24 protein-coding genes are annotated in these 24664 nt (G+C 49.4%); 4 read left to right on the forward strand and 20 right to left on the reverse strand.

The window, feature by feature from the left end; all coding sequences use genetic code 11:
- Positions 1 to 168: 168 nt before the first annotated feature.
- On the reverse strand, positions 169 to 1116 hold the full coding sequence (mdh, locus tag MJZ26_03420) for a malate dehydrogenase (protein MCQ2104822.1): 948 nt from the start codon (positions 1114 to 1116) through the stop codon (positions 169 to 171).
- A 194-nt stretch (positions 1117 to 1310) separates the two neighbouring features.
- On the opposite strand from mdh, the gene MJZ26_03425 reads away from it, so the two are divergent.
- Both MJZ26_03425 and yfcE read left to right on the forward strand, forming a co-directional pair.
- On the forward strand, positions 1311 to 1997 hold the full coding sequence (locus tag MJZ26_03425) for a sulfite exporter TauE/SafE family protein (GenBank protein MCQ2104823.1): 687 nt from the start codon (positions 1311 to 1313) through the stop codon (positions 1995 to 1997).
- A 74-nt stretch (positions 1998 to 2071) separates the two neighbouring features.
- Complete coding sequence (gene yfcE, locus MJZ26_03430) at positions 2072 to 2722, forward strand: phosphodiesterase (GenBank protein ID MCQ2104824.1); 651 nt, start codon at positions 2072 to 2074, stop codon at positions 2720 to 2722.
- Between the two features lie 3 nt (positions 2723 to 2725).
- Here yfcE and MJZ26_03435 read toward each other — a convergent pair whose 3' ends face one another.
- Positions 2726 to 5239 (reverse strand): InlB B-repeat-containing protein, encoded by a 2514-nt coding sequence (locus MJZ26_03435; protein ID MCQ2104825.1) that lies wholly within the window; start codon positions 5237 to 5239, stop codon positions 2726 to 2728.
- A gap of 189 nt (positions 5240 to 5428) precedes the next feature.
- Here MJZ26_03435 and MJZ26_03440 point away from each other — a divergent pair, with 189 nt between their 5' ends.
- Together MJZ26_03440 and argH are read left to right on the forward strand one after the other, a co-directional pair.
- On the forward strand, positions 5429 to 6259 hold the full coding sequence (locus MJZ26_03440; protein ID MCQ2104826.1) for a TIGR01212 family radical SAM protein: 831 nt from the start codon (positions 5429 to 5431) through the stop codon (positions 6257 to 6259).
- Between the two features lie 52 nt (positions 6260 to 6311).
- The gene (gene argH / locus MJZ26_03445; protein ID MCQ2104827.1) at positions 6312 to 7793 is read left to right on the forward strand and encodes an argininosuccinate lyase; all 1482 of its coding nucleotides are present in this window, start codon (positions 6312 to 6314) and stop codon (positions 7791 to 7793) included.
- Positions 7794 to 8139: 346 nt separating this feature from the next.
- Here the strand turns inward: argH and MJZ26_03450 are convergent, their stop codons facing one another.
- The 18 genes from MJZ26_03450 to hemB form a co-directional block, all read right to left on the reverse strand.
- Positions 8140 to 9450 carry a hypothetical protein gene (locus MJZ26_03450; protein MCQ2104828.1) on the reverse strand — a complete coding sequence of 437 codons (1311 nt, stop codon included), beginning with the start codon at positions 9448 to 9450 and terminating at the stop codon, positions 8140 to 8142.
- 10 nt (positions 9451 to 9460) lie between these two features.
- Entirely contained in the window at positions 9461 to 9880 is a 420-nt protein-coding gene (locus MJZ26_03455) for a hypothetical protein (GenBank protein ID MCQ2104829.1), read from the reverse strand.
- 105 nt (positions 9881 to 9985) lie between these two features.
- Positions 9986 to 10645, reverse strand: coding sequence for a hypothetical protein (locus MJZ26_03460; GenBank protein ID MCQ2104830.1), 660 nt, complete (start codon positions 10643 to 10645; stop codon positions 9986 to 9988).
- 13 nt (positions 10646 to 10658) lie between these two features.
- Positions 10659 to 11297: an OmpA family protein gene (locus MJZ26_03465; GenBank protein ID MCQ2104831.1), complete on the reverse strand. Its 639-nt coding sequence runs from the start codon at positions 11295 to 11297 to the stop codon at positions 10659 to 10661.
- A 3-nt stretch (positions 11298 to 11300) separates the two neighbouring features.
- A complete protein-coding gene (locus MJZ26_03470) occupies positions 11301 to 13130 on the reverse strand; it encodes a fimbrial protein (protein MCQ2104832.1) in 1830 nt (609 codons plus the stop codon).
- Positions 13131 to 13147: 17 nt separating this feature from the next.
- Positions 13148 to 14056, reverse strand: coding sequence for a hypothetical protein (locus MJZ26_03475; protein ID MCQ2104833.1), 909 nt, complete (start codon positions 14054 to 14056; stop codon positions 13148 to 13150).
- Between the two features lie 9 nt (positions 14057 to 14065).
- The gene (locus MJZ26_03480) at positions 14066 to 14782 is read right to left on the reverse strand and encodes a hypothetical protein (GenBank protein ID MCQ2104834.1); all 717 of its coding nucleotides are present in this window, start codon (positions 14780 to 14782) and stop codon (positions 14066 to 14068) included.
- Entirely contained in the window at positions 14782 to 15606 is an 825-nt protein-coding gene (locus tag MJZ26_03485; protein ID MCQ2104835.1) for a hypothetical protein, read from the reverse strand. Before MJZ26_03485 ends, MJZ26_03480 begins: the two co-directional genes overlap by 1 nt.
- A gap of 66 nt (positions 15607 to 15672) precedes the next feature.
- Complete coding sequence (tadA, locus tag MJZ26_03490; GenBank protein ID MCQ2104836.1) at positions 15673 to 16209, reverse strand: tRNA adenosine(34) deaminase TadA; 537 nt, start codon at positions 16207 to 16209, stop codon at positions 15673 to 15675.
- A 4-nt stretch (positions 16210 to 16213) separates the two neighbouring features.
- Positions 16214 to 16540 (reverse strand): hypothetical protein, encoded by a 327-nt coding sequence (locus tag MJZ26_03495; protein ID MCQ2104837.1) that lies wholly within the window; start codon positions 16538 to 16540, stop codon positions 16214 to 16216.
- Positions 16541 to 16554: 14 nt separating this feature from the next.
- Positions 16555 to 17547 (reverse strand): putative heme d1 biosynthesis radical SAM protein NirJ2, encoded by a 993-nt coding sequence (gene nirJ2, locus MJZ26_03500; protein MCQ2104838.1) that lies wholly within the window; start codon positions 17545 to 17547, stop codon positions 16555 to 16557.
- A gap of 83 nt (positions 17548 to 17630) precedes the next feature.
- On the reverse strand, positions 17631 to 18860 hold the full coding sequence (locus MJZ26_03505) for a T9SS type A sorting domain-containing protein (GenBank protein ID MCQ2104839.1): 1230 nt from the start codon (positions 18858 to 18860) through the stop codon (positions 17631 to 17633).
- Positions 18861 to 18993: 133 nt separating this feature from the next.
- Positions 18994 to 20178: a cytosine permease gene (locus MJZ26_03510; GenBank protein MCQ2104840.1), complete on the reverse strand. Its 1185-nt coding sequence runs from the start codon at positions 20176 to 20178 to the stop codon at positions 18994 to 18996.
- Between the two features lie 139 nt (positions 20179 to 20317).
- Positions 20318 to 21229: a hypothetical protein gene (locus tag MJZ26_03515; protein MCQ2104841.1), complete on the reverse strand. Its 912-nt coding sequence runs from the start codon at positions 21227 to 21229 to the stop codon at positions 20318 to 20320.
- Positions 21230 to 21257: 28 nt separating this feature from the next.
- Positions 21258 to 22544: a glutamate-1-semialdehyde 2,1-aminomutase gene (hemL, locus tag MJZ26_03520; protein ID MCQ2104842.1), complete on the reverse strand. Its 1287-nt coding sequence runs from the start codon at positions 22542 to 22544 to the stop codon at positions 21258 to 21260.
- 55 nt (positions 22545 to 22599) lie between these two features.
- On the reverse strand, positions 22600 to 22863 hold the full coding sequence (locus tag MJZ26_03525; protein ID MCQ2104843.1) for a Txe/YoeB family addiction module toxin: 264 nt from the start codon (positions 22861 to 22863) through the stop codon (positions 22600 to 22602).
- Entirely contained in the window at positions 22856 to 23131 is a 276-nt protein-coding gene (locus MJZ26_03530) for a type II toxin-antitoxin system RelB/DinJ family antitoxin (GenBank protein MCQ2104844.1), read from the reverse strand. Before MJZ26_03530 ends, MJZ26_03525 begins: the two co-directional genes overlap by 8 nt.
- 517 nt (positions 23132 to 23648) lie before the next feature.
- Positions 23649 to 24614, reverse strand: coding sequence for a porphobilinogen synthase (hemB, locus tag MJZ26_03535; protein MCQ2104845.1), 966 nt, complete (start codon positions 24612 to 24614; stop codon positions 23649 to 23651).
- Between the last annotated feature and the right edge of the window lie 50 nt (positions 24615 to 24664).

Below are 24664 nucleotides of genomic sequence, written 5' to 3' on the forward strand. Positions count from 1 at the left end.
AGGTCCTTTTTAGCGAGAGTGAGGCTCAGTCGCAGGTTCTTATCCTACTCTTAGAGCCAAACGGTCTTTATTAAGTATTAGCGCCAGCCTTTTTAACGCAAAATCCCTTGCTTATTCAGCAAGGGATTTTTGCCAAGGGTTCTAAGGGGCGGAGCCCCTTACATCACATTAGGTGTTTGCGTCAACCCATTCAGCGTTCTTCTTGCAAGCTTCGATAGACTTTTCGAAAGCTGCCATTTCAGCGTCGTTCATCTTCACTTCGAAGATCTTTTCGACACCGTTTGCGCCAATCACGCAGGGAACGCCGCAGTAGAGGCCCTTGCCCTTACCCTGGTATTCGTCGTTGAGCTTAACAGCGCAGGTAAGAACGCTCTTCTTGTCGAGGAGGTAAGCTTCAGCCATCTTGATAGCGGAAGTTGCCGGGCTGTAGAATGCAGAGCCGCGAACGAGGAGAGAAACGATTTCGCCACCAGCGTTAGCAGTACGAGCAGCAAGTTCGTCGAACTTTTCCTTGCTCATGAGCTGCGGCAGAGGAATGCCACCGACGGAAACGCAGTCGTAGAGGGAAACCATGGTGTCACCGTGGCCGCCCATAACGATAGCCTTAACGTCTTCAGCAGAAACGCCCAGTTCCATAGCAACGAAGCAAGCGAGACGAGAAGAGTCGAGAACGCCAGCCATACCGATCACCTTGGAGGAATCGAAGCCGGTAACCTTCTGCATGTTGTACACCATTGCGTCCAGCGGGTTGGTGATAACGATAACGAATGCGTTAGGAGCCTTTTCCTTGATCTTGAGGCCCACGTCCTTGATGACGCCGCAGTTGATGCCAAGAAGGTCGTCACGGCTCATGCCCGGCTTACGAGGAACGCCAGCGGTAACGATAACGACGTCTGCACCAGCCATGTCGTCGTAGTTGGTAGAACCGGAGAGGTTGCAGGAAGTGCCCATAACGGAACGGCCTTCCATAATGTCGAGAGCCTTACCCTTCGGCATACCTTCAGTCATCGGAATATCGATGAGGACCACGTCACCCAGCTGCTTCTGAGCGAGGACGAGAGCCATAGTACCACCAATCTGACCAGCACCAACGAGTGCAATCTTCTTTCTTGCCATGATTTTACCTTCCTTAATAAGGTGTTGAAAAATTTACGCCCTAAATATAGCACTTTTAGGTGAAAGGGAAAAGGGGTCAAACCGCCGCCGGCAGCCCTTCCCCACAATTTGTAGCCATGGAAGGGGCAAAAACCTATATTTCGCCCCGAAAAATGGAACTTGGCGTTATAGGCATACTTTTTGGGATGAGCTGCATGGGCAGTTTTATCCAACGGGTCAGCGGATTCGGGTTCGGCATCTTTGTCATGACCGTTTTCCCCCACATTTTGCCTAGCTACGGCGAAGCCACCGCCCTTTCGGGAATGCTGGCCTGCTCCATGTCCCTGGTGGTGGCCTACCGCATGCGAAAGTACATCGTCTGGAAGCAGGTTCTCCCCCTCCTTGGCATTTTTACCGTCGTGAGCTTTTTTGCCGTAGGAGCCGTGGCAAGTTTCGACGACAAGTTCCTGAAGCATATCCTCGGGGCGATCCTCATTGTCATCAGCATCTACTTCTTCTTTATCAGCGAAAAGATCAAGCTGAAACCGAGTCTCCCTGCGCAGGTCGGGCTGGGAACATTGTCCGGCGTCATGGGCGGGCTTTTCGCCATGCAGGGGCCACCCTCGATGCTCTACTTCTTGGCCTCCTGCGAAACCAAGGAGAAGTACATCGCCCACAGCCAGGTGTACTTCGCCCTAGGCAACTTGATGATGACTTTCTTCAGAGCCGGAAACGGATTCGTGACAACTTCTGTGGGAATCGCCTACGGCTGCGGCATCGTTGGGGTAATCATCGGGACTGCAATTGGCGGAAAGGTATTCAAGAAGATTCCCCACAAGGTTCTCAAGAAAATCGTGTACGTGTACATGGCCATCAGCGGCATCGTGGCCCTACTCGCCTAAATAAATTGTAGATTGTATTTTACCGTCAAACTTCATTCTCGTAACTCAAAATTCGTAATTCATAATTAATTTCCATGCGCGCTTTAATTCTTTCAGACATTCATGGTTCCGCAGCCGCAGCCCGAAAGGCCCTCGCCCACTTTGAGCGACTTCATTGCGACAAAATTTTCCTGCTGGGAGATACCCTCTATCACGGTCCCCGAAATCCGCTTCCCGAGGGGCACGGTCCTATGGGTGTCGTAGAAGCACTGCGTCCCTACGGAAACAAGATTGTGGCGGTCCGCGGCAACTGCGACGCCGATGTAGACCTGATGATGCTTGACTTCGTAAAGATTGAGGATGAATACGCCGTCGTGGAAGATCAAGTGACGGACGCCGCGGGAAAGCAGAAGACCATCCGCCTCTTCTTAAGTCACGGTCACATCTTTATGCCGGAATGTTTTCCTGCCAACGCCCTGGACCAACTGGAACCGGCCGCACCTAGCAACAGCGCCGACCAAGCCCAGGGCAGAACCATCGACGCCTACCTTTACGGCCACACCCACATTTACCAGCTGCAGAAGAACTTCAAGGGTGTTCTCATGGTGAACCCCGGTTCCACCAGCCTGCCTAAGGGAGGCAATCCGGCAACCTTCGGCCTTTACGACAGCGCTCTTGCTAATGAAAACGGTCCCAAGTTCAGCATCCATGAACTTGAGACCGGCAAACTCCTTCAACAAGTTTAGAACCTATTTGACTGTAATTCGGTGGGTCGTCTCCCCTGCACGGACAATGTATGTTCCCACATTAGGCAGGTTCAGTGTCATGCCTTCCTGATAAGCTCTTGGCCTAGCAACAACCCTGCCCTGGATATCAAATACGGCAACGGTCTTGCCAATGGCTAGGCCTTCAATATGCAGGCTTAAGCCCTCTGCGTAAATCTTTCCGGCAAAACCCCTGGAGGCTACCGAAACGGCAACAGGATTTTCTGGATCCGGTTTATCCGTTGTATCCTTATCCAGCGTGTCCTTTTCAACAGGATGCAATTCAATGCCACTCATCCAGTCTAGAACCGGGTATGCGTCAACACCGACTTTCTGCTTCCAGACACCGCCATAATCAGGATGTTCCTGCAAAGCCTTGAATACGGTACCATCGGCAAAGTCCTTCGAGGAGACTTTGACAGCACCCTCAAATTCTTCGGATCCTTTGCTGAAATATACAGCATCGAATTTTACAACAGGCTCATACTTACTGCCTACGATGGGGCTCGCCCGCAGTTCACCCGAAACAGATCCGTAATTGAAAGAGTTTTCGATCACAAGAGGTTTTGTGGAAATTCCCACGAGGCCTCCAATTTCGTAACGTCCCTCGATATCAGACACATTGTAGGAATTCACAATATGCAAATCACCATAGTTTTCGCCAACAAGCCCTCCCACGTTACTACTATGGGAAGCATACATATTTCCTTCATTAGCGCATTCTCGAATGGTTAGATTTCCTTTATTTCGACCAACCATACTTCCAACCTGAAATGATGAAGGATTAACAAAGTTGATTCCGCTAAATACCCGTTCAAATTCCAGTACGCCGGAATTAATTTCAACAAAGCCTCCGTTATCGCCATAAATGTTGGAACCATAGTAGTCGTAGTTCATTGAATTGACGATGCCGATATTTTTAATGACCACCGGTTTTTCTGTTGAACCTCCTTGAATTTCATCAAAAAAGCCCGACATCATATACAAACCAGAAATCGTATGATACTGGCCATCAAGAACGCCTTCAAATCCACGAATGGGTTCCCAAAGTCTAAGAGAATCCTTCACTTCGCCGCTATCCAGTTGAGGAATGTACGGATTCACCTCGATGTCAGCAGTCAGCTTGGCACATTCAATAACAATACCTTCTTCATAAAGATTGCTCCAGTGCATGAACATCTCAGAAAAGCCAAACAGTTCTCCCCTGTTGGAAATCTGGTAGCAGCCATCGTCACCCTTTGCAGGCTTTACAGGAACACCTTCCCACTTGGCATAAAATTTCTTGCTGCCCGCATCGGTGTCAGAAATTTCGGTCACCGGTTTTCCTTCAAATTTTTCGTTGGTATACCAGCCTTCAAAACCAAAGCCGATTTTACTTAGAACAGGAAGTGTAACCTTTTTGCCATAAGTATAGCTCTTGATTTCAGACAAAGTATCTACAAAGGAATACAGGCCAACGTCAAAGGAATAGGATCCATAGGGATCGTTTAAGAAAGGAATCGCACGAAGAGAATCCTGCCCCCAGATTTTTCCAGAAATTCCATTCTTGCTGTAGTTGTGCAGTTGGACCGTTGCAGCCCCCTTTTTCAACTCAAGTTCATCCACAAAGGTTCCCTTGGATTCAGGCCAGTTTCCGCAATAGAAACTGTTCTCCACTTCGTAAGAGCCCATGTTCAAACCTACAAAAGCCCCTTTGTCCTTGTCTTCTTTCTTTTCGCGATAACTGTCTGCAAAAGAGTTGATCAAGGTGAAGGAGCCTTCATTTAAGCCAAGGAATCCACCAAGGGCGTAATATCCTCCAGAAGCACTTCTTGTTTCTGAATTGATCACCTGCGCAGTTGCATTTTTGGCGTTGTACCCGATTAGGCCCCCCGAAATGGTATCGCCCCAAACACTTCGAAAGCCACCATCCGTAGCTAAGATTTGCAAACTAGCACCTGTTTCGTTCAAGCCAACCACACCACCGGCAATTGAATCTGCAGTAAACATGCAGTCATCAAAAAACAGGTTTTCGACAAGGAGATAGCCTTCGTTTATTGCCACAAGACCCACATTCTTATGCCCCTGGAAATAGGCATCCAGAATCACGACATTTTGAATTACAACGGGCTTGTCCTTTGTACCTCCAACAGATTTATTTATAAAGCCGACATTGTCTGTAGCTTTTTCCCTAAGACGAAATCCTTCGATGGTATGTCCCTGTCCGTCGAATAATCCGGAAAACTCCTTGATGGAAATCCAGGTTGCAAGGGAATCCGCAGTATCATTGAATTCAATATCTGCAGTCAATTTACCACAGGCGGAAATCTCGGGCTTACGGCCATCGGCATAGGTTCCGTTTACAATGTGGGCAAAACCGTAAAGTTCGCTACGGTTAGAAATCTGGTAGCAACCATCTATTTTTTTAGGCTCTGCAAAATCGGTGGGTATGTAATACTTGGCCCCAAAAGAACAAACTGACAATAGTAGAACTATTGCAGCAAGAATACGACTATTCATGTTTCCTCCCAAATAACATTCTAAATCCCCGACACCCTACAAAATATAGATACTTAAGTCGCAAATGAAACCTTAATCTTGCGTGCATTTAGTTATAATTTTAGCATGAACTACACTCCATATCGCGATTTACTGTTAAAGCTTTTCCCAAACTATCTCAAGGTGCGAAAACTGCCCTTGAATGGAGGTATGAGCTGCCCCAACTTGGATGGCACCAAAGGTTTTTCGGGCTGCAGCTACTGTAACAACCGCAGTTTCAGCCCGGTATACGACTTGGCAAAGGTCAGCATCCAGGAACAGCTGGACCAGTTCGTTCCGAAGCTTCGCGAAAAGTATCCCAATGCAGGAATCCTGGCTTACCTGCAGCCCTACACAAATACCCATGCTCCCCTGGAGCACCTGAAAGGCATTATTGACCCGATCATAAAGCATCCTGAAGTGGCTGGGCTCGCCATCGGCACCCGCCCCGATTGCCTGGAACAGGAGAAAGTGGATTACCTGGCAAGTCTCAACAAGAAAAAGCCAATCATCGTAGAAATCGGTTTGCAGACAGCCAACGACTTGACTTTGGCAGGAATCAACCGTCGTCACACCCTGAAGGAGTTCGAGGATGCAGTCATGCGTTGCCAGGCCGCGGGCCTTACCGTTACAACACATGTCATCGTGGGACTTCCTGGCGAAACCTTGGTGGATTTCAAGAAGACCGCCCAGGTGGTTCGAGACCTGCATTTGGCTGCAGTCAAGATTCATCCTCTCCACATTGTCACGGGAACCGTCATGGCCCAGGAGTTTACCGCAGGCGAATTCAAGTTGCTGTCCTTTGAGGATTACTGCTATGCCGTTGCCGAAATGATCAAGATTATCGGCATGGAAACCGCCATCGAACGGTTCAGCGGAGAAAGCCCCAGCGACATGCTGCTGGCTCCGGACTGGTGCGGCGAGCGTGACAAGATCATCTCCACCGTAGAAAAGATTCTGAACGGCGAAGACCTCAACAAGCCGGTGATTCCCGCGCTTTAAATTTCTATCTTTACGCTGTAAATCATAACGAAGTTACTAAAGGAACTTTATAATGTCCAAGAATACCAAGACCGTAAAGGCCGCTTCTACAAAGGCAACAAAGCCCGCTGCAAAGCCTGAAAAGAAATCTTCCGGCAAGTCCGGCACCCAGACCAACATGTGGACCGGCCGCTTCGCCAGCGGTATGGCACAGTCCATGGTGGACCTGTCCTTCAGTCTCCAGTTCGACGCAGAACTCATTGAAGAAGACATCGAAGGCAGCATCGGTCACGGCAAGGGCCTGGTAGAATCCGGCGTTTTAACCAAGGCTGAATACAAGAAGATTTGCGACGGTCTCAAGACCATTCTCGACGATTACCACGCAGGCAAGAACCTGTGGCAGCCTTCCGACGAAGACATCCACATGGCCGTAGAACGCGTACTTACCGAACACATTGGCGCCCTGGGTAAGAAAATCCACACCGGCCGTAGCCGCAATGACCAGGTCTGCACCGACTTCAAGCTTTACATGCGTCACCGCGCTGCAGAAATCCGCGCACTCGAAGTGGAATTGATGGACGTGGTCCTGGACCTTTCCAAGAAGTACTTCGGCAAGCTGATGCCGGGCTACACCCACCTGCAGCAGGCACAGCCCATCTACTTCAGCCATTACCTCATGAGCATGTTCTTTGCAGTAAGTCGCGACGTCAAGCGCTTGGACAACTTCCTGGAACTGCACTCCCAGCTGCCTCTGGGTAGCGGCGCCATGGCTGGTTCCGCATTCCCCTACCAGCGCGCCCTGGTTGCAAAGGAACTTGGCTTCAAGGACGTGAGCCCCAACTCCATCGACGCCGTAAGCCATCGCGACATGATGCTGGAATTCAACGCTGACCTCGCCATCATCGCAAACACCATGAGCCGTTACGCCGAAGATTTCGTGAATTGGAGCACCAGCGAATTCGGCTTCCTCACCTTGCACGATGCATTCAGCAGTGGTTCCTCCATGATGCCCCAGAAGAAGAACCCCGACTCCATGGAACTGATCCGCGGTAAGTCTGGCCGTATGCTGGGTAACTTTAGCGCCATGTACACTCTGGTGAAGGGCGCTCCCCTTTCCTACAGCCGCGACCTGCAGGAAGACAAGGAACCTGTCTTCGATAGCGTCCACAACGTAAAGGTGATCCTCCGCGTTATGAAGGAAGCTCTGGAAACAGCACGTTTCAACTTCGACAAGATGCAGGCCAAGATGCTGCCGGCGCTGCTGGCTACCGACCTGGCAGACTTGCTGGTGGAAGCTGGCGTTCCGTTCCGCGACGCACATCACGTGGTCGGTAGCCTGGTCGGCGAAGCCGCCCGCCAGGGTAAGGAATTTACGGACCTGTCCGACGAATCCTGGGCAGCCGCCGGCGTTCCCGACGTCGCCCGCATGAAGAAGACCCTCACCTTCGAATACAGCGTCAGCCGCCGTAACATCGAAGGCGGTACCGGTCCCAAGTCCGTGAAACAGCAGTTCGTAAAGGCCGACGCTCTTCTCAAGAAGTTTAAGAAAGCGTAAGGCTTGATGCAGGATAGTCTCTGGATTCTTCACCCCTAACGGGGTTCAGAATGACGCGTAAATTATCGGGGTTCAGAATGACGCATGAGTTGTCTGGATTCAGAATGACGAGTGAGTAGTCCGAGTTCAGAATGACGTGCAAGTTGTCTGAGCACAGAGTGACACGTAAATTACATTAAAAAACCGCAGCCCGATGGTTGCGGTTTTCTTTTTTTCATTTGTTAATGAAATCGTTAATAAACAACCCTTAAATTGTTCAAAAAACTCAGTCATTAGTTAACGAAATCGTTAACAAGCAATGAAATATCATTTTCGCGAGAAGAGCTACGACATGGCTTTAGTCCATTTAAATTTCATCATTAGCATTCTTGACGCAGCGGACAGAAAGCCCATTGGATTTCTTGTCCTTGTGGCCATCGCTGAAATTGCTATAGAAATTCAGGAACAAGCTATAAGCGGTATTCTCGTCGGCTTCTACAGATGACCAAAAATAGGCACTCTGGTGCAAATCATAGAATCCATCGCCATCGAAACCGCCAGCAGGCTTGGCGGAGAAACCATAGTAGTCACCGCCCTTCCCCTTAGCCCAATCCTTTTCCGTCTGCAGGGCATAAGCGCCACCGGCATAATTGAAAAGAGCATAGAAGTCTTCGGAAGTCGGCAGGCGCCAGCCCTCGGGGCAAATTTCCATTGCGGTCTTCCAGTTGTACAGACGACCGTACTTGGCGCAAGAATCGGCGTCATCCTTATAGCACCAGTTATCGCCCTTGTCTACAGCAAGATTTTCGGCAAACCATACAAGTCCATCAATTTCAATGGTATTGTAAGTCTTACCTTCGTACTTCAAAGATCCATAACCGTAATCGACGGGAGGGATTTCCGCTGCCACAAAGGCCTTCGTCGTATCAAAGACAACCCTTGACGTATCGGTAATGCAGCGAACAGACATTCCATGGCCCTTGTAATATTCGCCATGATCCAGGAAGTTGTTGTCGTAACGTAAGGTCCAGCCGGCAGCTGTACCAGCATCAATTTCATTTACAGACCAGAAGAAAGCGAACTTTTCTGTTTCCATGAAATCTTCGCCATCGTTGTTGCGTCGGCCGGCAGCAAGGGCGTTAAAACCAAAGCGGTTTACGCCTACGGCCACGGAATCAGACTTTTTCCAACCCGACTTGGACTTCAAGCTAGCGCCAACACTTTCCACGCCATTTCTCAGGTCAACATATTTTGCAAGGGCAACCCAATCAGACTCCATAGGCAAGCGCCAGCCATTAGGGCAAACCCCCTGCAGATCACTATAAATCTTGTCCTTATACTGAAAACTAGAATCCACCATCAGCGCTGCGGTCCAAGAATAAAGACGACCATACTTTTCACAGTTTTCTTCGTCATTTTCGTAGCACCACGTATTTCCCTTAAGTACCTTATCCGAGGACTTTCCTTTATACTTCAGGTTCTCGGCCATCCAGACCTTATCGCCAATTACCGTAACGGCATACTTTTTTCCGTCACGGGAATCCTTGAAGATGTTATCCGTAATCTTGAGCGATCTCATGTAATCATCATATGCGTCATCATAGTCCGCCACATGGTCCGCGCAACTGCAAAGAACACCTGCCAAAAAAAGACCAGAAATCCATTTCATTCTATTCATTTGTCCCCCATTAGAATAAGACGTAGCTTACCATAAAGTACACAGCAGCTGCAAGCAACCCCACAGAAAGCATATAGTCAGCATTTCTTTCCGACTGCAAATCCTTGATTTTTTCTCGATTTCTATGATAAGTATATTCCGAGCTAAAGTCACGACTGCGAACCAAATCTACAGCGTCATCATCACAGTCCAACCCATCAAACAAACTACTAACGGAAAATGCGAAGCCAAGAGTGGCGAATAGCAACTGGTAATTAAAGCCCTTGCCACGATGATTTTCCGTTGCGGAACTGCTTACCGACACGTCTGTCGGAACATTGGCAGGTTCAGCCTCATAGACAATGGGCCGTTTGAAATCAAAATGAGGAATGGATTCTTGAGCAAACAAAAATCCAGACATTACAAGAACTAATGCTAAAAGAAATCTCATATAACCCCTAATACAAGGGGTAATATAAGTAACAAGTACGGAATAAGCTTGTTTTTTTTCGTAAACTTCCATAAACAACAAAGTTTGGAGAAAAACAGGCTACAACTACTTCTTATCCTGAGGAACCAGGCGTTCCACAATGCGGAAAAGGTCGTTATAGATTTCCAGGAAGTCTTCAATCCAGATGGGATCGCGCTCGCCAACCACGTGGAAGGTTTCTTCCAGAGTGTGGCGGGCGTTATACGGGCCGATCAAGGCACCAGCCGGCTGAGCCATTCCGCCCATCATGCCGGCAGAGAACACCGCCTGACGGGCACGATAACTACGGCGGAGTCGGGCGATTAGCGCTGCTCGTAGCGAAAGCAGTTCATCATGCGCCTGAAGGAACTCCCCTGCGTTAATCCAGGATTCCACCAGATTCAAGCGGCGTAGAATAGCATCGCGTTCGGTTGCCGGAATCAGCTGGCGTTTGTTGGCCAAGGTTGCCTTAATCTGGCCAGAAATATTCTGAAGCAGAGGAGCCTTCCAGATAACAATGGGATTTTCCGCAAAGCGGACGTCCGCATCTTCCTTTGGACTGTGCGTTTTAACCCAACGTTCCAGTTTTTCGGCAACCATCTGGGCTTCCGGCAAGCGATCTACCGCCACATATTCGCCGGCACGGTTCAGCAGGTTGTCCGCATAGACCATACGCCAGTGAGGCAGCTTTCCGCTCTTGCGGATAGCGTCGATATTCAGGCGAAGATTCTCTAAACGTTCCTGCATATTACCTAGCTCACTACTTCTGCCTGTCCATCATCTGGAGCGGAGTCACACCGATTTCCACACGACGATTCAAGCGACGATGCTCCTCGCTATCGTTAGGATACTTGGGCTGATGTTCGCCAAAGCCAGCTGCAAACAAACGATCCGGCGGAAAGCCCTGGGCTATCAAGGTCTTAACCACGTTCACGGCACGTTCCGTAGAAAGATTCCAGTTGGTATAAGTTTTAGACTTCACCGGAGTATCGTCGGTAAAGCCGCTGACCATGATTACATCGGTGGAATCCATGGCCTCCAGCAAGCCCTTGCTAATGCCGCGAATCACACCCACACCTTCCTGAGTCAGGTCTGCGCCGTTAATCGGGAACAGGAACTGAGCCTGAATCTGGATCTTCCCGCCTTCAAGGGCAATCAAGCCAGCCTCGATGGAAGTCTGTAGACTCTTGGAAAGAAGGGCGTTACGTTCCGCCGCAATCTTACGCATTTCTTCCTGGCAGCTAAGCACTTCCTCTTCGGTACGGGTCAAGTCCTCGGCCTTCTGTTCCTTAAGGGTAGCCATGGCTACAAAGGCAAGGATGAACAACGACACCAGGGCAACACCCAGGTCCGTGTAGGCCATCCAAGGATTGCTGTTATCGTCTTTCTTGAAACGCATGGATTAGCCCTCTACCTTCGGCTCTTCAACTGCGGGAGCAGCACTTACGCTACTTGCGGAAGCTCGCTGAGTCTGTTCCAAAACTTCCAGGAGGATTTCCTGGGTCTTGACCGCATTTTCCATAAGGACTTCGCTTGCACGTTCGTGGAAGGCTTCCAGAGACTGGTTGAGGTGTTCCACAAAGTTTTCTTCTTCCTCGTGTTCAGCGGTATCACCACTGAGCTTTTCGAGAATCGTTTCGAGACCGGCGCGAAGCATTTCGAGATTGGCGCTGAGTTCGGACTGGTTCACGCGCATAAGTTCTGCGGTTTCCACAATGTTTCCGCCAAGAGCGTCGGTTGCTTCCTTTTCCTTGACAACCCGTTCATCGATGCTGACAGTAAGAGCCTTCTGGGCCTCAAGCAGCACAGCAGAAGTTTCGGAAAGCTTCTGGAATGCATCCAGGATGTCGTTGGAAAGAGCTCCAAGCTTTTCGGAAACAGAGGCGGAAAGTTCGGCGGAACCAGCCTGAGCCTTTTCGGCAACCTGCAGAGCCACGTTCTTGAGAGTCTCGAGACCTTCGCGCTGGGCATCCACATTGGAGGTCGCACGTTCTTCGAGACGCTGCATAAAGGAATTCCACTGTTCGTTGGACTGCTTAACCTGATCGGAAACAGAGGCAGCGATATTCTGTGTTGTGCCAGCCATGGCAGATTCTGCGGCAGAGGCAACACCATCCAGACCGGCCTTGACATCGGATGCGACGCAATCCAAGCCAGACTTAACATCAGAAGCAACCTTGGAAAGAGCGCTTTCCATATTGGCGGAAAGGCCATTCAACTTGTCGTCCAGCTTTGCCGGGATTGATTCCACAGAAGAAGACAGGGCCTTGACGCTCTGTTCCATGGGAGTGAAAGCTCCAGTAAGAGAAGCGCTGACAGAGGAACCAAGGTTCTGCATGGAACTATTCATATTGGCCATTGCAGAGGAAAGGGCTTCGTTCAAGTTCTTTACGGATGCAGACATTTCTGCAGAAACCTTTTCTACGGATCCTGCCACATTCTGGTTCATCTTAGCTGTAGTTGCGGACAGTTCCTCGCCCACCTTGTTCACAACACCAACGAGACCGGCCTGCACTGCGGCAGTTACACTCTTCAAGTTCTGTTCCACAGATTCGAAAAGGCGTTCAAGTTCATTCTTGCTCTGCTGTTCTTCGTCAGCGGAATCACCCTGCATATTCAAGGTAAGTGCATCAAGGCGAGCCATAAAAGAATCGCGAGCAGAAACCAAAAGGCTACGGGAAGCATTCAGGATAAGAGCGGCAAAGAGGCCACAAAGAGATGTTCCGAAAATTCCCTTCATGCCCTGGAACAACAGCTGGATTGTATCAAGAGTTCCCTGGGTCGTAGAATTGTCGATGGCCCCGCCGGCAGTTGCCACGGAATACATAAGGCCAAAGAAAGTACCCATCAGGCCAAGGAGAATCACGGAGCCGCCGGCACTGCGGGGAACCGAGATAGAAACGCTGTTACTCAACACCTCGTAAGCGATGGGAGAATCCAGACGGACGTTTTTAGACAAAAGCTTGCGGGCAAGCTTGAAACGTTCGGCCACAACGCCATCGCCGGCAACGCTGTAGGAGCCGCGGCTTTCGCAGGTTTCCAGGACTTCTGTTTCGGCAGCGATCTGCTTTGTCTTCTTGAGGGCGGAGACCTGCTCTACAATGAACACCACAAAGATGGCTGCCATAATGACCCAGCCAAACAAGGGGGCGCCAAAGTAGGTGGCACCTGCCAGCAAAACAGCAAGACCGACTACGGTTAGCAAGAGGATGGAAGTAAATGCATTTTTCATTTTATACCTGCATTATTTTAAGCCTTGTAAGAGGCTGAGGTTTCAAACAAATTCAACTGACCTCGGCTGAAACCGCGGAGGAACAAAGCCCACTTGCTCTGGTACCATTCAATAATCTGGATGGTAAGACCGCGGGCATAATCGCAAAAATCATCGGTAAAGGCCAGGAAGCCGTTTTCGTAGGCGTAGTGGGGATTCCAGTAACGGCCTACATTGCGAGCACAGCTTGTGGCTGAAGTGTAATAACGGGTCGGCCCCTTGGTATTGAAGGCTGCAGCAAAACGCTTCTTGGCGAGGGCATTCAAGGTACTGCGGAGAGACACCACCATGGCACTTTCCTTGTCCCTGAGGGATGCCTCGAGGCAAGGCAGCAACTTGGATACAGCGTCCACGGCACTTTCGGAATGCCAGTACTTGCAGAGCTTTTCCTGAAGCTGCATCACACGACCGTTCATACGTACAAAGAGTGGTTCCGCATCGCTTACCAGAAGATGGATCGTAGCCGAGTAGAGGGCGTTGATATCCTGCTTGTTGTTCTTGACAGTAAGCGCCCAGCCCTTCTCATCGTCGTGATGGAGGAAATCGCCGCCTTCAAGAAGTAGGCGGGTCACCTCCTCGGTAGAGAATCGCTGCATCCACTTGGTGCGGAATTCATCATACAGCTTATTTGCGTCGGCAATAATCTGCGGGAAGCTTGCATCGGCCAGTTTCCAGGCAGTTTCGCTAAAGGAAATCAATTCCGAGGAACCCACGTTCACAGAAGGATCGTTCAGCATGGCATCCAAATGTTCGTACAGAACAATGGACCATGTGACCATCATGGACTGCGACAGGTTCGCCACCATAGACGACCTATTGGGGCGCACCGAGAGACGGACACTGTTGCCCGTCATCTTGCGTATGGATCTGCGGAAAGTTTCCTGCACGCTTACCCCTTAGAAGCCAGTCTCTATGCGATGCCAGACATTGCGGTTGACACGCTTACCCTGACTAGAAAGTTCATCGGCTTCCTTGCGGACGTCGGCCTCAAGATTATTCTTGATCAAGCTCATGTCGCCTTCGAACTTTCCACCGGCTTCAAGATACAACCCGTAGACATTGTTGAAAATCTTTGTATCGGCAGAAAGGACCTGACCGGCACGAACGGAAAGGGCAAAGCGGTTTCTCGTAAATTCACAACGAGCCAGGAATACTTCGGGAACGTCATCAACCCAAAGACCATAGTAGTTGTTTACGAACTTCACGCTTTCGAAGATACCCTTGGAACGGAACACCGTATTACGGAAGGCATTCTCCACCACCAAGTTCTTGACCTCGAAGGGGCGGTTGGAAGATACGAAATGAAGGCCGTTCCATGTTTCGCTTGGATCGGAACTGCGGAATACCACAGGCTTTGCATCGGTACCGATAATCTTGACCGGACCTCTAAGCATCAACTTGGCATACTCCCCCATCAGGACAGTAACGCCCGGTTCAACGATCAAGGTATCATTCGCAGAAAAAACCACACCCTGTTCCAACACATAGGGGCTGTCGGATTCAAGGAGCTTCACCTTACCGTTTTCGGTCTGAGGAAAAGGCACCTGTGCAAAGGACGCTCCAACAAGGGAGCAAAGGGCCAGAGCAACAAAACTCTTAAATCTACGGAGCATTAAAGTTCACTCCTCAGTTTAATCTTCTGGATCACGTGCATTTCAGGAATGGCAGATTCTGCAACCAGGTCCTTAACGCTCAGGTCTCCGGAAAGTTCCATGTTCACGTTTGAAATTGTTCCGTGAGTCATATCGAAAATAATAGAACCGGAACCCACGATAAAGCCCTTGCTTTCCATGCGGAGGTCAGAGGAGGAGTCGGCAACTTCCTTGTAGCGGACATTCATTTCCACCTTAGCCATCTGAACACCATCGTGGACATACTGGTCCTGGAGAGTAAACGTCTTATAGACGGAGGTCGGACCGCTGGCACCGGGAATCACCATATCGCGTTCCCACTTTTCACCAATGGCGACAGCCTTGCCCGGAAGCTGGGGCTGGACCTTGAGGAACAGACGAATCAGGTCAAGAGCCTCGGTGCCAAGCATCACGGAATCTTCGATGACAGGATCGCTGACGGTACCATCTTTGGCCATCTTGAACTGGAAATGTTCAGTGGACATGTAACGTTCCATATTGCGAAACTCTTCAACGGTTCGCTTGTCGGACTTGTAATCCACGGAATCAATCTTCATTTCAAACTTTGCGGAGCCATCGTCGTAGGCAGTCAGCAAGTTGTTGGTAGCGCGAACCACAAGGTTCGTATTCATAGCTTCCGGAGTACCAATGGAATCACCCGGCAAGATAGCATTCAGGGATGATTCAAGGTAAAAAGTCTGGGCCGGAGTATTCTTGGTATTGAACTCAAGAACGTAATTCTGACCTTCACAAGCACACAAAATTAACAGAGCGGCAGAGCCGGCGAGAGATTTAATAAAAGTCATGCTTTTAATGTAGAAAAAAAAGCGTTCAACATCCCGTTGAGCCGCTTTCTAAAGGTCAAAAACCCCCTATGGATTTACATCCTTGGGCTTTGCCCCACTATCCCCCTTTTCCAGGCGCATCCGTTGGAAAAAAGACTTCAATAAACCGAGACATTCGTCGGCAAGAACGCCTCCAGTAACAGGGACCGGGCGTTTTAACGCATTATCCGTAATGACATCGATTGTCGTACCGCAGCCACCAAAGCGAGTATCAGGCGAGCCATAGACCACACGGCTGATTCTGCTATTGAGGATAGCGCCAGCGCACATGGGGCAAGGTTCCAGGGTAACGTACAAGGTGCAGCCATCCAAGCGCCAGTTATCAAGTTTGCTTGCGGCAGTCCCGATGGAGAGAATTTCCGCATGGGCGGTGGCATCCTTTAACATTTCGATCTGGTTATGTCCCTTCCCTATTACGACGCCGTCCTTTACGATGACACAGCCGATAGGGATTTCCTTTTCGTCAAAAGCCTGCTGAGCCTCACGAAGAGCCATGCGCATAAAACGCTTGTCTTCCTCAGCCAAGAGTTGTGCAGCAATTTCCAGAGGATCCACTTCAGCCATTACTTTATCCTAAATTCTGTCCGACAATGGATTTGAGTTTCTGCGTAAGCATTTCCACTTGAGCCTCAAGGGCTTCGCAACGACGTTCCAAGGCAGCAAAGCGACGGTCATGTTCCGCATCCTTTACAGCCTGGCGATGAAGTTCCTCGTCCTGGACATCATTCTTGTTGCTCAGGGAATCCAGACGGAAATCGTGTTCCTTGTCCTTGGCAGCCTGGGATTTCAACTTAAAATCCTGATTCTGATTCTGGGACACCAGATCATCAAGGCGGGCGTCGTGCTCGCGGTCCTTCTCACGAAGTTCTGAAATAACTTCTTTTACCTCAGCCATTTTAAACGCCTTGATTACTTTACGCCACGACCATAGGCGCAGTTATTGTCTTCGTGCATGTAGTCGCCATCGTGATAGTAGGCGGCACGGGCACGGCAACCGCCACAACGGTCATTGAACTTGCAGCTACCGCAAGAACCCTTGTACTCCTTGGTACGAAGCTTCTTGAACACGTCGGCTTTGGCCCAGATTTCATCGAAGGGAGTGTCGTGAACATCGCCGGCATCTTCCAGCATGTAGGCGCAGGGACGAACAATGCCCACCGGGTTGATAATGCAATAGTCGAGGCCCGCGAGGCAACCGCGGGTGTAGCGAGTCTTGATATCCAGCTGGTCTGCAATACGCAGGAACTGAGGAGCGCAAGTGGGCTTTACAGGAATGCCCAAGGTGCGGCTCTTTTCCATGATGCCACGAAGGAGCTTTTCGTATTCGGCAACCTTCAAGGCATGATCTGCAATTTCCTTGCCGCGTCCCACAGGCACCAGGAAGAAAATCTGATGGTTTACCGCACCGATGCTCTTGACCCAATCCATGATGTCAAAAATTTCACCCTGATTCCAGTCCATGATGGTCGTATGAATCTGGAACGGGAGACCTGCGGCCTTGCAGTTTTCGATACCGGCCATGGTCAGTTCAAAGGCGTTATCCAATCCACGGAAATCATTATGACGCTTAGGATCGATGCTGTCGATGCTGATACCCATGGCCATGGCTCCGGCCTTCTTAAGGCCCTGAGCCAGTTCTGCAGTAATCATGGTTCCGTTAGTACCGAATACAGGACGGAGACCATTCCTGGAAGCATGTTCCACCAATTCCAAAATGTCCGGGCGGGTCATGGGTTCACCACCGCTGAAAATCATGATCTTGAAACCGGCCTTGGTGATTTCATCAATGAGCTTGTGGCCTTCGGCAGTTGTCAGTTCACGGTCCCTGGTACCACCAGCGTTCTGGTAGCAATGCTTACAGGTCAAGTTGCACTTATTGGTGGTCATCCAAGAAACGATCATGATTATCCTCTTTTTATTCGAGTCAAATATAGAAAACGGAAAAAATTAACATGGATTTCCTTTCTACATAGAACTTACAAAGTCTAGTTGGAATCGGACACCCTGATTTTCTTGACCTGATTTTTAAACCTTAGCAGATAAACCCCTGCATTCGGAAGGCCTTTCAAGATGTTTTCCCTTGATCCTGAAAATTTTCCCATGAATTGACCGTTCAAATCAAAGACATCTACGGATTCGTTCACATTCTCTCTTGGCAAGAAAGCCTTCAAGACATCCACCGATTCCGAAGAACTGGATTCTGCAACTGAGGAACTACTGTTTATCACAGAGGAAGAACTGCCGGGAACATCCGCAAAAGAAGAACTGCTTTCGGCAACAGGAATTTCTTCTTCCGGAGTATAGCTAGCCCAATCAATCTGTGTCTGGAATTTAAGCCGAGGAGCTTCGGTACTGCCAGCCACCCCTTCTACGGACCAGTCGTTGGTATGCCAGAAATTGATCATTAGGGAAGCCGGCTTCTGGGTAATGCGTTCCTTAGGACCGCGATAATCCCACAGGGTAATGGTATCCTTTTCATCCTTTGGGTTGACAATCCACCAGCGAATATGATCGCTCATCCAGTCAAAGCCGTAGGTATAGAACTGCGCACTGGCATCGTAACCTTCGATGGCAGGAATGGTTTCCGGCAAATTTTCATCACCTGTCAAGCGCGCGCCGCCGCTCCAGGAATTCGCGTAAGTGGTACTGATTATTTTTCCTGTAGCAAGATTGATGGTGCGGTTCACCTTCCCCATCTTTCCGGTTTCATCATTGAAGTCCGTATAGGCGGTCATATAGACGATACGAGGATCCGCTATAAGCCATTCAAAATCAATTTCAGAATTGTCGGGAATGCCATTGCCATTTATGTCCGGCGTCTGGGCAGAACCATACTTATCGTTGTAATATGTGTAGAAGCCAACGACAGCTCCTGCCTTAGGTTGCTCGGAACCACGGGCAGATGCGGTCTTGATGCGAGCCACGTAACGGCCAAAATGTCCCATCTTTTTGGATGTATAGTTTGGGCCTTGCCAGGCTCCCGCCTTTTCCGTAGGGTCCAATTCCAGCAGGAGGACCTTCGTGCCCGATTCATCGGGAGACTCGTAGCCAGAAATATGAGTGAACGCAGCCTTATTACCACCGGAACCGTACGTAAAATTAGTTGGAGCGGAACTGTCAAACGTTTCAATATAAGAACCGGCAGCCAACGCTGACGATGAACAAACAGCCGCAACTGCAAAAAATTTAGCAGCATCCAAAACAGATGATTTCATATGTAATCTCCCATAAACACTTACATCCAATATACTCTTTATTTTGTATAAAAAAACACGGGTAACAAAAAAAGGTCCCACAAGGGGGAACCTTCTCAAATTACATAGCGATGAAGAGCTGAAAAAATTATTTTTACTTCTTAACCTTGGCAGCAATAGTCAACGCTGCAGAAACGATTACAGCCAGGAGCGTGGGGCCGACAGCCTCGAAGCCCGTAGTAACAGCAACCTGATAAACTGCGAAACCCGCAAGCCAGGAGAACAGATTCCAGATCCAGAAACCCTTCTGTTCCAGGTGTTCCTTCACAAAGAAGAAGGAAACCAGAAGCACGGCGGCCATGGGCGCAAAGACAGAGGCGATCATGTACAGGAAGTGAATGTAGTGATCCACAATGCCCCAGATGGCAAGAACCGTACTGAGTGCGCAAACCACAACGCCAGTAATTTTAGGGTTCAGCCTGTTAACAATGGCCTTGGCAGATTCGCCTGCGGAATTTGCCGCCAAAAAATTGGTAGTCACCGTAGAAAGGGCCACGATGAGAATTCCCGGAATACCTATGCCCGCCAAAAGAATAGCCTGGGCAATGTTGGTTCCCACACCGAGACCCGCAATCTGCAGACCGATAAAGTACATCCAAAAGCTCGCAATCGTGTAGGAAACCGCGGAAACAGCAGTCGCCGCCGTAGGGCGTTCCGCATCCTTGGTGTAGTCAGAAATCACCGGCAGCCAAGATAAAGGCATAGCAATGGAAATTTCAAAGACCGTCCAGAAACCAAACTGGTGGGCGGTCTGGGAAGCCGCAGCATCGGATGCCACTGCGGCAGTATCCACTCCGAAAAGTTTTGCAGTCAAAACCACCAGAAGAATGGTCAAAAGGCTCATGATTACAGTAGTAATCTTCGCCGTCTTACGAAGTCCCACAAAGACCCAGGCGGCAATCAGCACAGCCAACAGCACGCAAGTCAAAGGGAAAGAAATGGGCAGATTCAAACCCGCCAAGGCAAGAGCGCCTTGAGCGTTCAAGACAGCAATCCAGCCAATGAGCTGCAACAGGTTCAAGGATGCAAAAAACTTGGAACCATACTTACCGAAGGTAGACGCAGTAGTCTCCATGGCATTCAGGCGAACCTTGGCACCGATAAGACCAACGAAATACAGCATGATGCCGCCCAAGACATGGCCAAGAATCAGCGGAAGCCACAGACCATCGGGAGTATTTGCGGCACCAATTTCAATACCGCATTCAATTTCAGAAACTGAAATGGCAACGCCAAACCATATAATGCCATTGGTAAAAATGCTCGTCTTCTTTTCCATACCTTACACACTTTGTTCTAAATCCATCATAAAAATAGAAATAGTCCTATTCTATAGCAAGGCTATTCCCTTATACTTTTTCTTAATTAACCACGATAGATTTTATTTATCGAAGGCCTTTATTTTGTTCTAAGGTAGATTAGCGATTTTCGATTACCTTACCGAAGAGCGTCCCTGCGTTCTTTTCGATCTCCTCAAGAAGTTGCTCTTCATTAGAAGCCTTTGCTGTAATACTTGAAATCAGCTTGCTAGTTTTTGTTTCATACAATTCTACGGTGATGGTCATGAAGGAGGCGAACTTTCCAATGCGAGCCTGAGTCACAAAATCAGCGGCAATGTTCCGTCCTGTTTCTGCCAGGCAGCTTCCCTCACATTCTTCCAGGGATTTTCCGGGAGGAAGCATGACACTGATGTTTTCACGAGTCATCACAACAAAGCCCTGCCTTGCCGGCAATGTACGGCTTGCCGCATCACGAAGGACATCGGTCAAGAAAAGGCGAGAGTTATAATCCAAGAGTTCTGCCCCCGCCGCAGTTTCGAGCACAGCAACGTACGTCGTCGGATAATCTTTTTCTGTAACAGGTGCATCCACCGGGGCTGCAGGTTGCTTGACGTCACTCTCAAATTTTTGAGTAGCTGGTCTTTGCCAAGCATCATCAGGCTCTGAGTAATTTGGATTGCCGCAATTCAATACGATATCAAAATCTTTTTTTTCGTAATAATTCATCCCACCAAGAATCGGGTCAAAAATCCATCCAAAATAAACCCATGAGAATAGATTTCCTACAATGTACCATCCACCAGAAAAATGAGATTCAACAGTCTGATGCGCAGTTTCGCAACCTTTTTTCCTGGCGACAACACTGACCGTACCACTCTTAACTTGTACAGAAACATGCCCTCGCCCCGAAAACTCACCTTCATTGGTTATTACAGAAATGTCGGCATTGTCATCTGCAGAATAGAAATTAAGAGTCTTCCTACCGCCATTCATAATGGTGGCACAGCTAGACAGCATTAGCAGCGAAATGAAGACTACTATAAACTTCATCTATTCACAAGCGGGATAGAGCGAAAACCTACAGGCTTTTCAAGACCTTGCGGGCTGCGGCGATAGTCTTTTCGATGTCGTCATCCGTATGGGCGGAGCTCACAAAGATGGCCTCGAACTGGCTGGGAGCCAGATAGATGCCTTCATCCAGCATTCCCAGGAAGTACTTGCGGAACAGTTCCAGGTCGGATTTCTGCACATCGGCAAAGCAAGTAACCGGACCGGGCGTAAAGAAGACGCAACCCATGGAGCCTACCTGGTTGGTAGTCATGGGAAGGCCAGCCTCGTCTGCAGCTGCCTTCAAGCCCTTGAGGAGGGTGGTGGTAGATCGTTCGGCGCGGATATAATGTTCGGGATTGCCGCTGAGTTCTCGCATGGTGGCAAGGCCTGCAGCCATAGCCACCGGATTGCCAGACAAGGTGCCAGCCTGATAGATTCCGCCCAAGGGAGCGATCTGCTGCATCACATCCAAGCGGCCGCCGTATGCACCCACAGGCATGCCGCCTCCGATAATCTTACCGAAGGTAGTAAGGTCCGGAGTAATGCCGTACAGGCCCTGAGCGCAGTGAATACCCACTCGGAAACCGGTCATGACTTCATCCACAATCAGGAGAGCGCCATGCTTCTTGGTTTCGTCGGAAAGGGTCTGGAGGAATTCCTTAGAAGCAGGCACAACGCCCATATTGCCAGCCACAGGTTCCACAATGACACCGGCGATTTCATCACCGATCTTGTCGAAAGTTTCACGAACCTGAGCCACGTCGTTATACTGCAGAGTCAAGGTGTACTTGGCAAGGTCTGCAGGAACGCCCTTGCTGCTAGGCTTGCCAGTAGTCAGCATGCCGGAGCCAGCCTTAATCAGCAAGCTGTCGCTGTGACCATGATAGCAACCTTCAAACTTGATAATCTTGTCGCGACCGGTAAAGCCTCGAGCCGCACGGATAGCGCTCATGGTGGCCTCGGTACCGGAGTTCACCATACGAATCATCTGGATGCTGGGCACCAACTGCATCACCAGCTTTGCAAGCTCCGATTCCAATCCACAAGGAGCACCAAAGCTCAAGCCGTTCTGTGCCGTTTCCGCCACCGCCTTGATGACGGAATCATGGGCGTGACCCAACATCATGGGACCCCAGGAACCCACATAGTCCACATAGTCGTTGCCATCTACATCGTAGATGTGGCTGCCCTTAGCTCGGGCAATGAACGGAGGTGTCGCCCCCACGTTACCAAACGCACGAACAGGACTGTTGACGCCACCAGGCATCAGGGACTTTGCTTCAGCAAACAGCTTTTCACTAACAGAATGATTCATAAGGGGAAAGGTAGAAAAAAACACCTGACATGTATCAGGTGTTCTCTTCTATCCGCTAACCTTCGTAATGGCCCTTGCAGGAAATCACGTCGATAATGTCTCCGTTGACCCGATAGACCAGGCGGTTGGTATCGTCGATTCGACGACTCCAGAATCCCGTGAGATTCCCTTTCAATGGTTCGGGCTTGCCGATGCCGTCTTCGGCGCTTCGCTCAACATCTTTCAAGAGCTGATTGATGCGCTTGAGAGTCTTCTTGTCTTGGGACTGCCAGTACACATAGTCGCTAAAGGCGATTTCAGAAAAAGCGATTTTACTCATTCTCCATAGCCTCCAACTCATCCATTGTCTTTACGATAACCTTCCCCGCCTTGATGGCGGCAGCGCTTTCTTCCAGGAACTTCATGTTGCTTTCGCTGTAGAATGGATCCGGAGCGGCGACGTCGAAAGGAATGCGGTTCTCTCTCAAGACCGCCTTGACGAACAAGTTGAGGGCAGAGGATGTGGATAGCCCTACTTCCTTACAGAACTTGTCGAAACGTTCCTTATCCTTGGTTTCGATTCGTGCGGAAATTGTAGAAAGAGCCATAGCTATACCTCCATTTTCCGACAATGTAATACATTCGCTTGCATTTTGCAAGCTATTTTGACACAATACAGCAGATTCTGCCATTTTTTCACCTTATTTTGGGATTTTTAATATTCAACGAAACATTCTCTACACAGTATGTAGAGATTGTTCTTGTACAATTCAGCATGGTTGATTGGTTTAAGTTACTTTAGGCATAGCATCTCCTTTTTTTGAAAAAAACTTTTTTGCAAAAAACAAAAAAACACAAGGTGAGAGCCGCGACAGAACGCTTGCGTTCTGGCATGGCCGAACCGAAGTTTTTTCTGCAAAAAAAACACCTGATTTTTCATCAGGTGTTCAGGAGACTATTCGTAACGCTCGGGAGGGAATATAGAAACGAGGGTTATTTTGTAAAGGGTTACTTTGTTAAAAATCTGTAAATTACTTTAACGGACCACTCTTTTCAAAATTGAGAATTTACTTCAACAAACCACTCTTTTCAAAATTGAGAATTTGCAAGAGCAAATTTTATTTGCTATAGCAAATTCTTTTCCAAAATTTCCTTGGCGTGGTAGGTGATGATGATGTCGGCACCGGCGCGCTTGAAGGCGATCATGTTTTCGCGGATGATGGCGTCTTCGTCGATCCAGCCCAGGGTACCGGCGGCCTTCACCATGGAGTATTCGCCGCTGACGTTATATACGGCCACGGGAACGTTGCTGATTTCTGCAGCACCGCGGAGCACATCCAGGAAAGCGAGGCCCGGCTTCACCATGACGATATCAGCACCTTCTTCTAGATCCAATTCCACTTCGTGCATGGCTTCGCGACCATTGCGGACATCCATCTGGTAAGTCTTGCGGTTGCCGAAATGGGGAGCGGAGTCAGCGGCATCGCGGAAGGGGCCGTAGTAGGCACTGGCGAACTTTGCGCTGTACCCCATGATCGGCGTATTGGTAAAGCCTGCTTCGTCAAGGGCTTCACGGATAGCGGTAATGTGACCATCCATCATGTCGCTGGGGGCAACCATGTCGGCACCGGCAGCCACTTGAGAAACAGCAGTCTTTGCCAGCAGTTCCAGAGTGGAGTCGTTATCCACATCGTGATCCTTAATGATACCGCAGTGACCGTGACTCATGTATTCGCAGAGACACACATCGCAAATGACGTAGATTTCCGGGAACTTGGCCTTGATGGCGCGAACGGCTCGCTGGACAATGCTGTTCTCGCCGTAAGCTTCGGAAGCCATTTCGTCCTTATGGTCGGGAATGCCAAAGAGCAGCACAGACTTGAGACCCAACGGTCCGAAGGTTTCGAGCTCCTTCAGCAGTTCATCGATGCTGAAACGGAACTGGTTAGGCATGCTGGAGATTTCTTCTTTGACGCCTTCTCCTTCTACCACGAACATGGGGTAAACGAGGCAATCGGGGCTGACGGAAGTTTCCGCAATCATGTTGCGGATGGTGGTATTCTGACGTAAACGACGAGGACGGACGATCATAATGAGTATTGAGTTTTGAGTATTGAGTTTTGAGTTTAGATTTTTTAAAC

Origin of the sequence: Fibrobacter sp. (genome assembly GCA_024398965.1) — a bacterium.
Taxonomy (GTDB): Bacteria; Fibrobacterota; Fibrobacteria; order Fibrobacterales; family Fibrobacteraceae; genus Fibrobacter.

What these genes read in the sequence shown, in the direction of transcription:
- mdh (MCQ2104822.1), bottom strand. Translation starts at nt 1,116, where the DNA reads ATGGCAAGAAAGAAGATTGCACTCGTTGGTGCTGGTCAGATTGGTGGT.
- MJZ26_03425 (MCQ2104823.1), top strand. Translation starts at nt 1,311, where the DNA reads ATGGGCAGTTTTATCCAACGGGTCAGCGGATTCGGGTTCGGCATCTTT.
- yfcE (MCQ2104824.1), top strand. Translation starts at nt 2,072, where the DNA reads ATGCGCGCTTTAATTCTTTCAGACATTCATGGTTCCGCAGCCGCAGCC.
- MJZ26_03435 (MCQ2104825.1), bottom strand. Translation starts at nt 5,239, where the DNA reads ATGAATAGTCGTATTCTTGCTGCAATAGTTCTACTATTGTCAGTTTGT.
- MJZ26_03440 (MCQ2104826.1), top strand. Translation starts at nt 5,429, where the DNA reads ATGAGCTGCCCCAACTTGGATGGCACCAAAGGTTTTTCGGGCTGCAGC.
- argH (MCQ2104827.1), top strand. Translation starts at nt 6,312, where the DNA reads ATGTCCAAGAATACCAAGACCGTAAAGGCCGCTTCTACAAAGGCAACA.
- MJZ26_03450 (MCQ2104828.1), bottom strand. Translation starts at nt 9,450, where the DNA reads ATGAATAGAATGAAATGGATTTCTGGTCTTTTTTTGGCAGGTGTTCTT.
- MJZ26_03455 (MCQ2104829.1), bottom strand. Translation starts at nt 9,880, where the DNA reads ATGAGATTTCTTTTAGCATTAGTTCTTGTAATGTCTGGATTTTTGTTT.
- MJZ26_03460 (MCQ2104830.1), bottom strand. Translation starts at nt 10,645, where the DNA reads ATGCAGGAACGTTTAGAGAATCTTCGCCTGAATATCGACGCTATCCGC.
- MJZ26_03465 (MCQ2104831.1), bottom strand. Translation starts at nt 11,297, where the DNA reads ATGCGTTTCAAGAAAGACGATAACAGCAATCCTTGGATGGCCTACACG.
- MJZ26_03470 (MCQ2104832.1), bottom strand. Translation starts at nt 13,130, where the DNA reads ATGAAAAATGCATTTACTTCCATCCTCTTGCTAACCGTAGTCGGTCTT.
- MJZ26_03480 (MCQ2104834.1), bottom strand. Translation starts at nt 14,782, where the DNA reads ATGCTCCGTAGATTTAAGAGTTTTGTTGCTCTGGCCCTTTGCTCCCTT.
- MJZ26_03485 (MCQ2104835.1), bottom strand. Translation starts at nt 15,606, where the DNA reads ATGACTTTTATTAAATCTCTCGCCGGCTCTGCCGCTCTGTTAATTTTG.
- tadA (MCQ2104836.1), bottom strand. Translation starts at nt 16,209, where the DNA reads ATGGCTGAAGTGGATCCTCTGGAAATTGCTGCACAACTCTTGGCTGAG.
- MJZ26_03495 (MCQ2104837.1), bottom strand. Translation starts at nt 16,540, where the DNA reads ATGGCTGAGGTAAAAGAAGTTATTTCAGAACTTCGTGAGAAGGACCGC.
- nirJ2 (MCQ2104838.1), bottom strand. Translation starts at nt 17,547, where the DNA reads ATGATCGTTTCTTGGATGACCACCAATAAGTGCAACTTGACCTGTAAG.
- MJZ26_03505 (MCQ2104839.1), bottom strand. Translation starts at nt 18,860, where the DNA reads ATGAAATCATCTGTTTTGGATGCTGCTAAATTTTTTGCAGTTGCGGCT.
- MJZ26_03510 (MCQ2104840.1), bottom strand. Translation starts at nt 20,178, where the DNA reads ATGGAAAAGAAGACGAGCATTTTTACCAATGGCATTATATGGTTTGGC.
- MJZ26_03515 (MCQ2104841.1), bottom strand. Translation starts at nt 21,229, where the DNA reads ATGAAGTTTATAGTAGTCTTCATTTCGCTGCTAATGCTGTCTAGCTGT.
- hemL (MCQ2104842.1), bottom strand. Translation starts at nt 22,544, where the DNA reads ATGAATCATTCTGTTAGTGAAAAGCTGTTTGCTGAAGCAAAGTCCCTG.
- MJZ26_03525 (MCQ2104843.1), bottom strand. Translation starts at nt 22,863, where the DNA reads ATGAGTAAAATCGCTTTTTCTGAAATCGCCTTTAGCGACTATGTGTAC.
- MJZ26_03530 (MCQ2104844.1), bottom strand. Translation starts at nt 23,131, where the DNA reads ATGGCTCTTTCTACAATTTCCGCACGAATCGAAACCAAGGATAAGGAA.
- hemB (MCQ2104845.1), bottom strand. Translation starts at nt 24,614, where the DNA reads ATGATCGTCCGTCCTCGTCGTTTACGTCAGAATACCACCATCCGCAAC.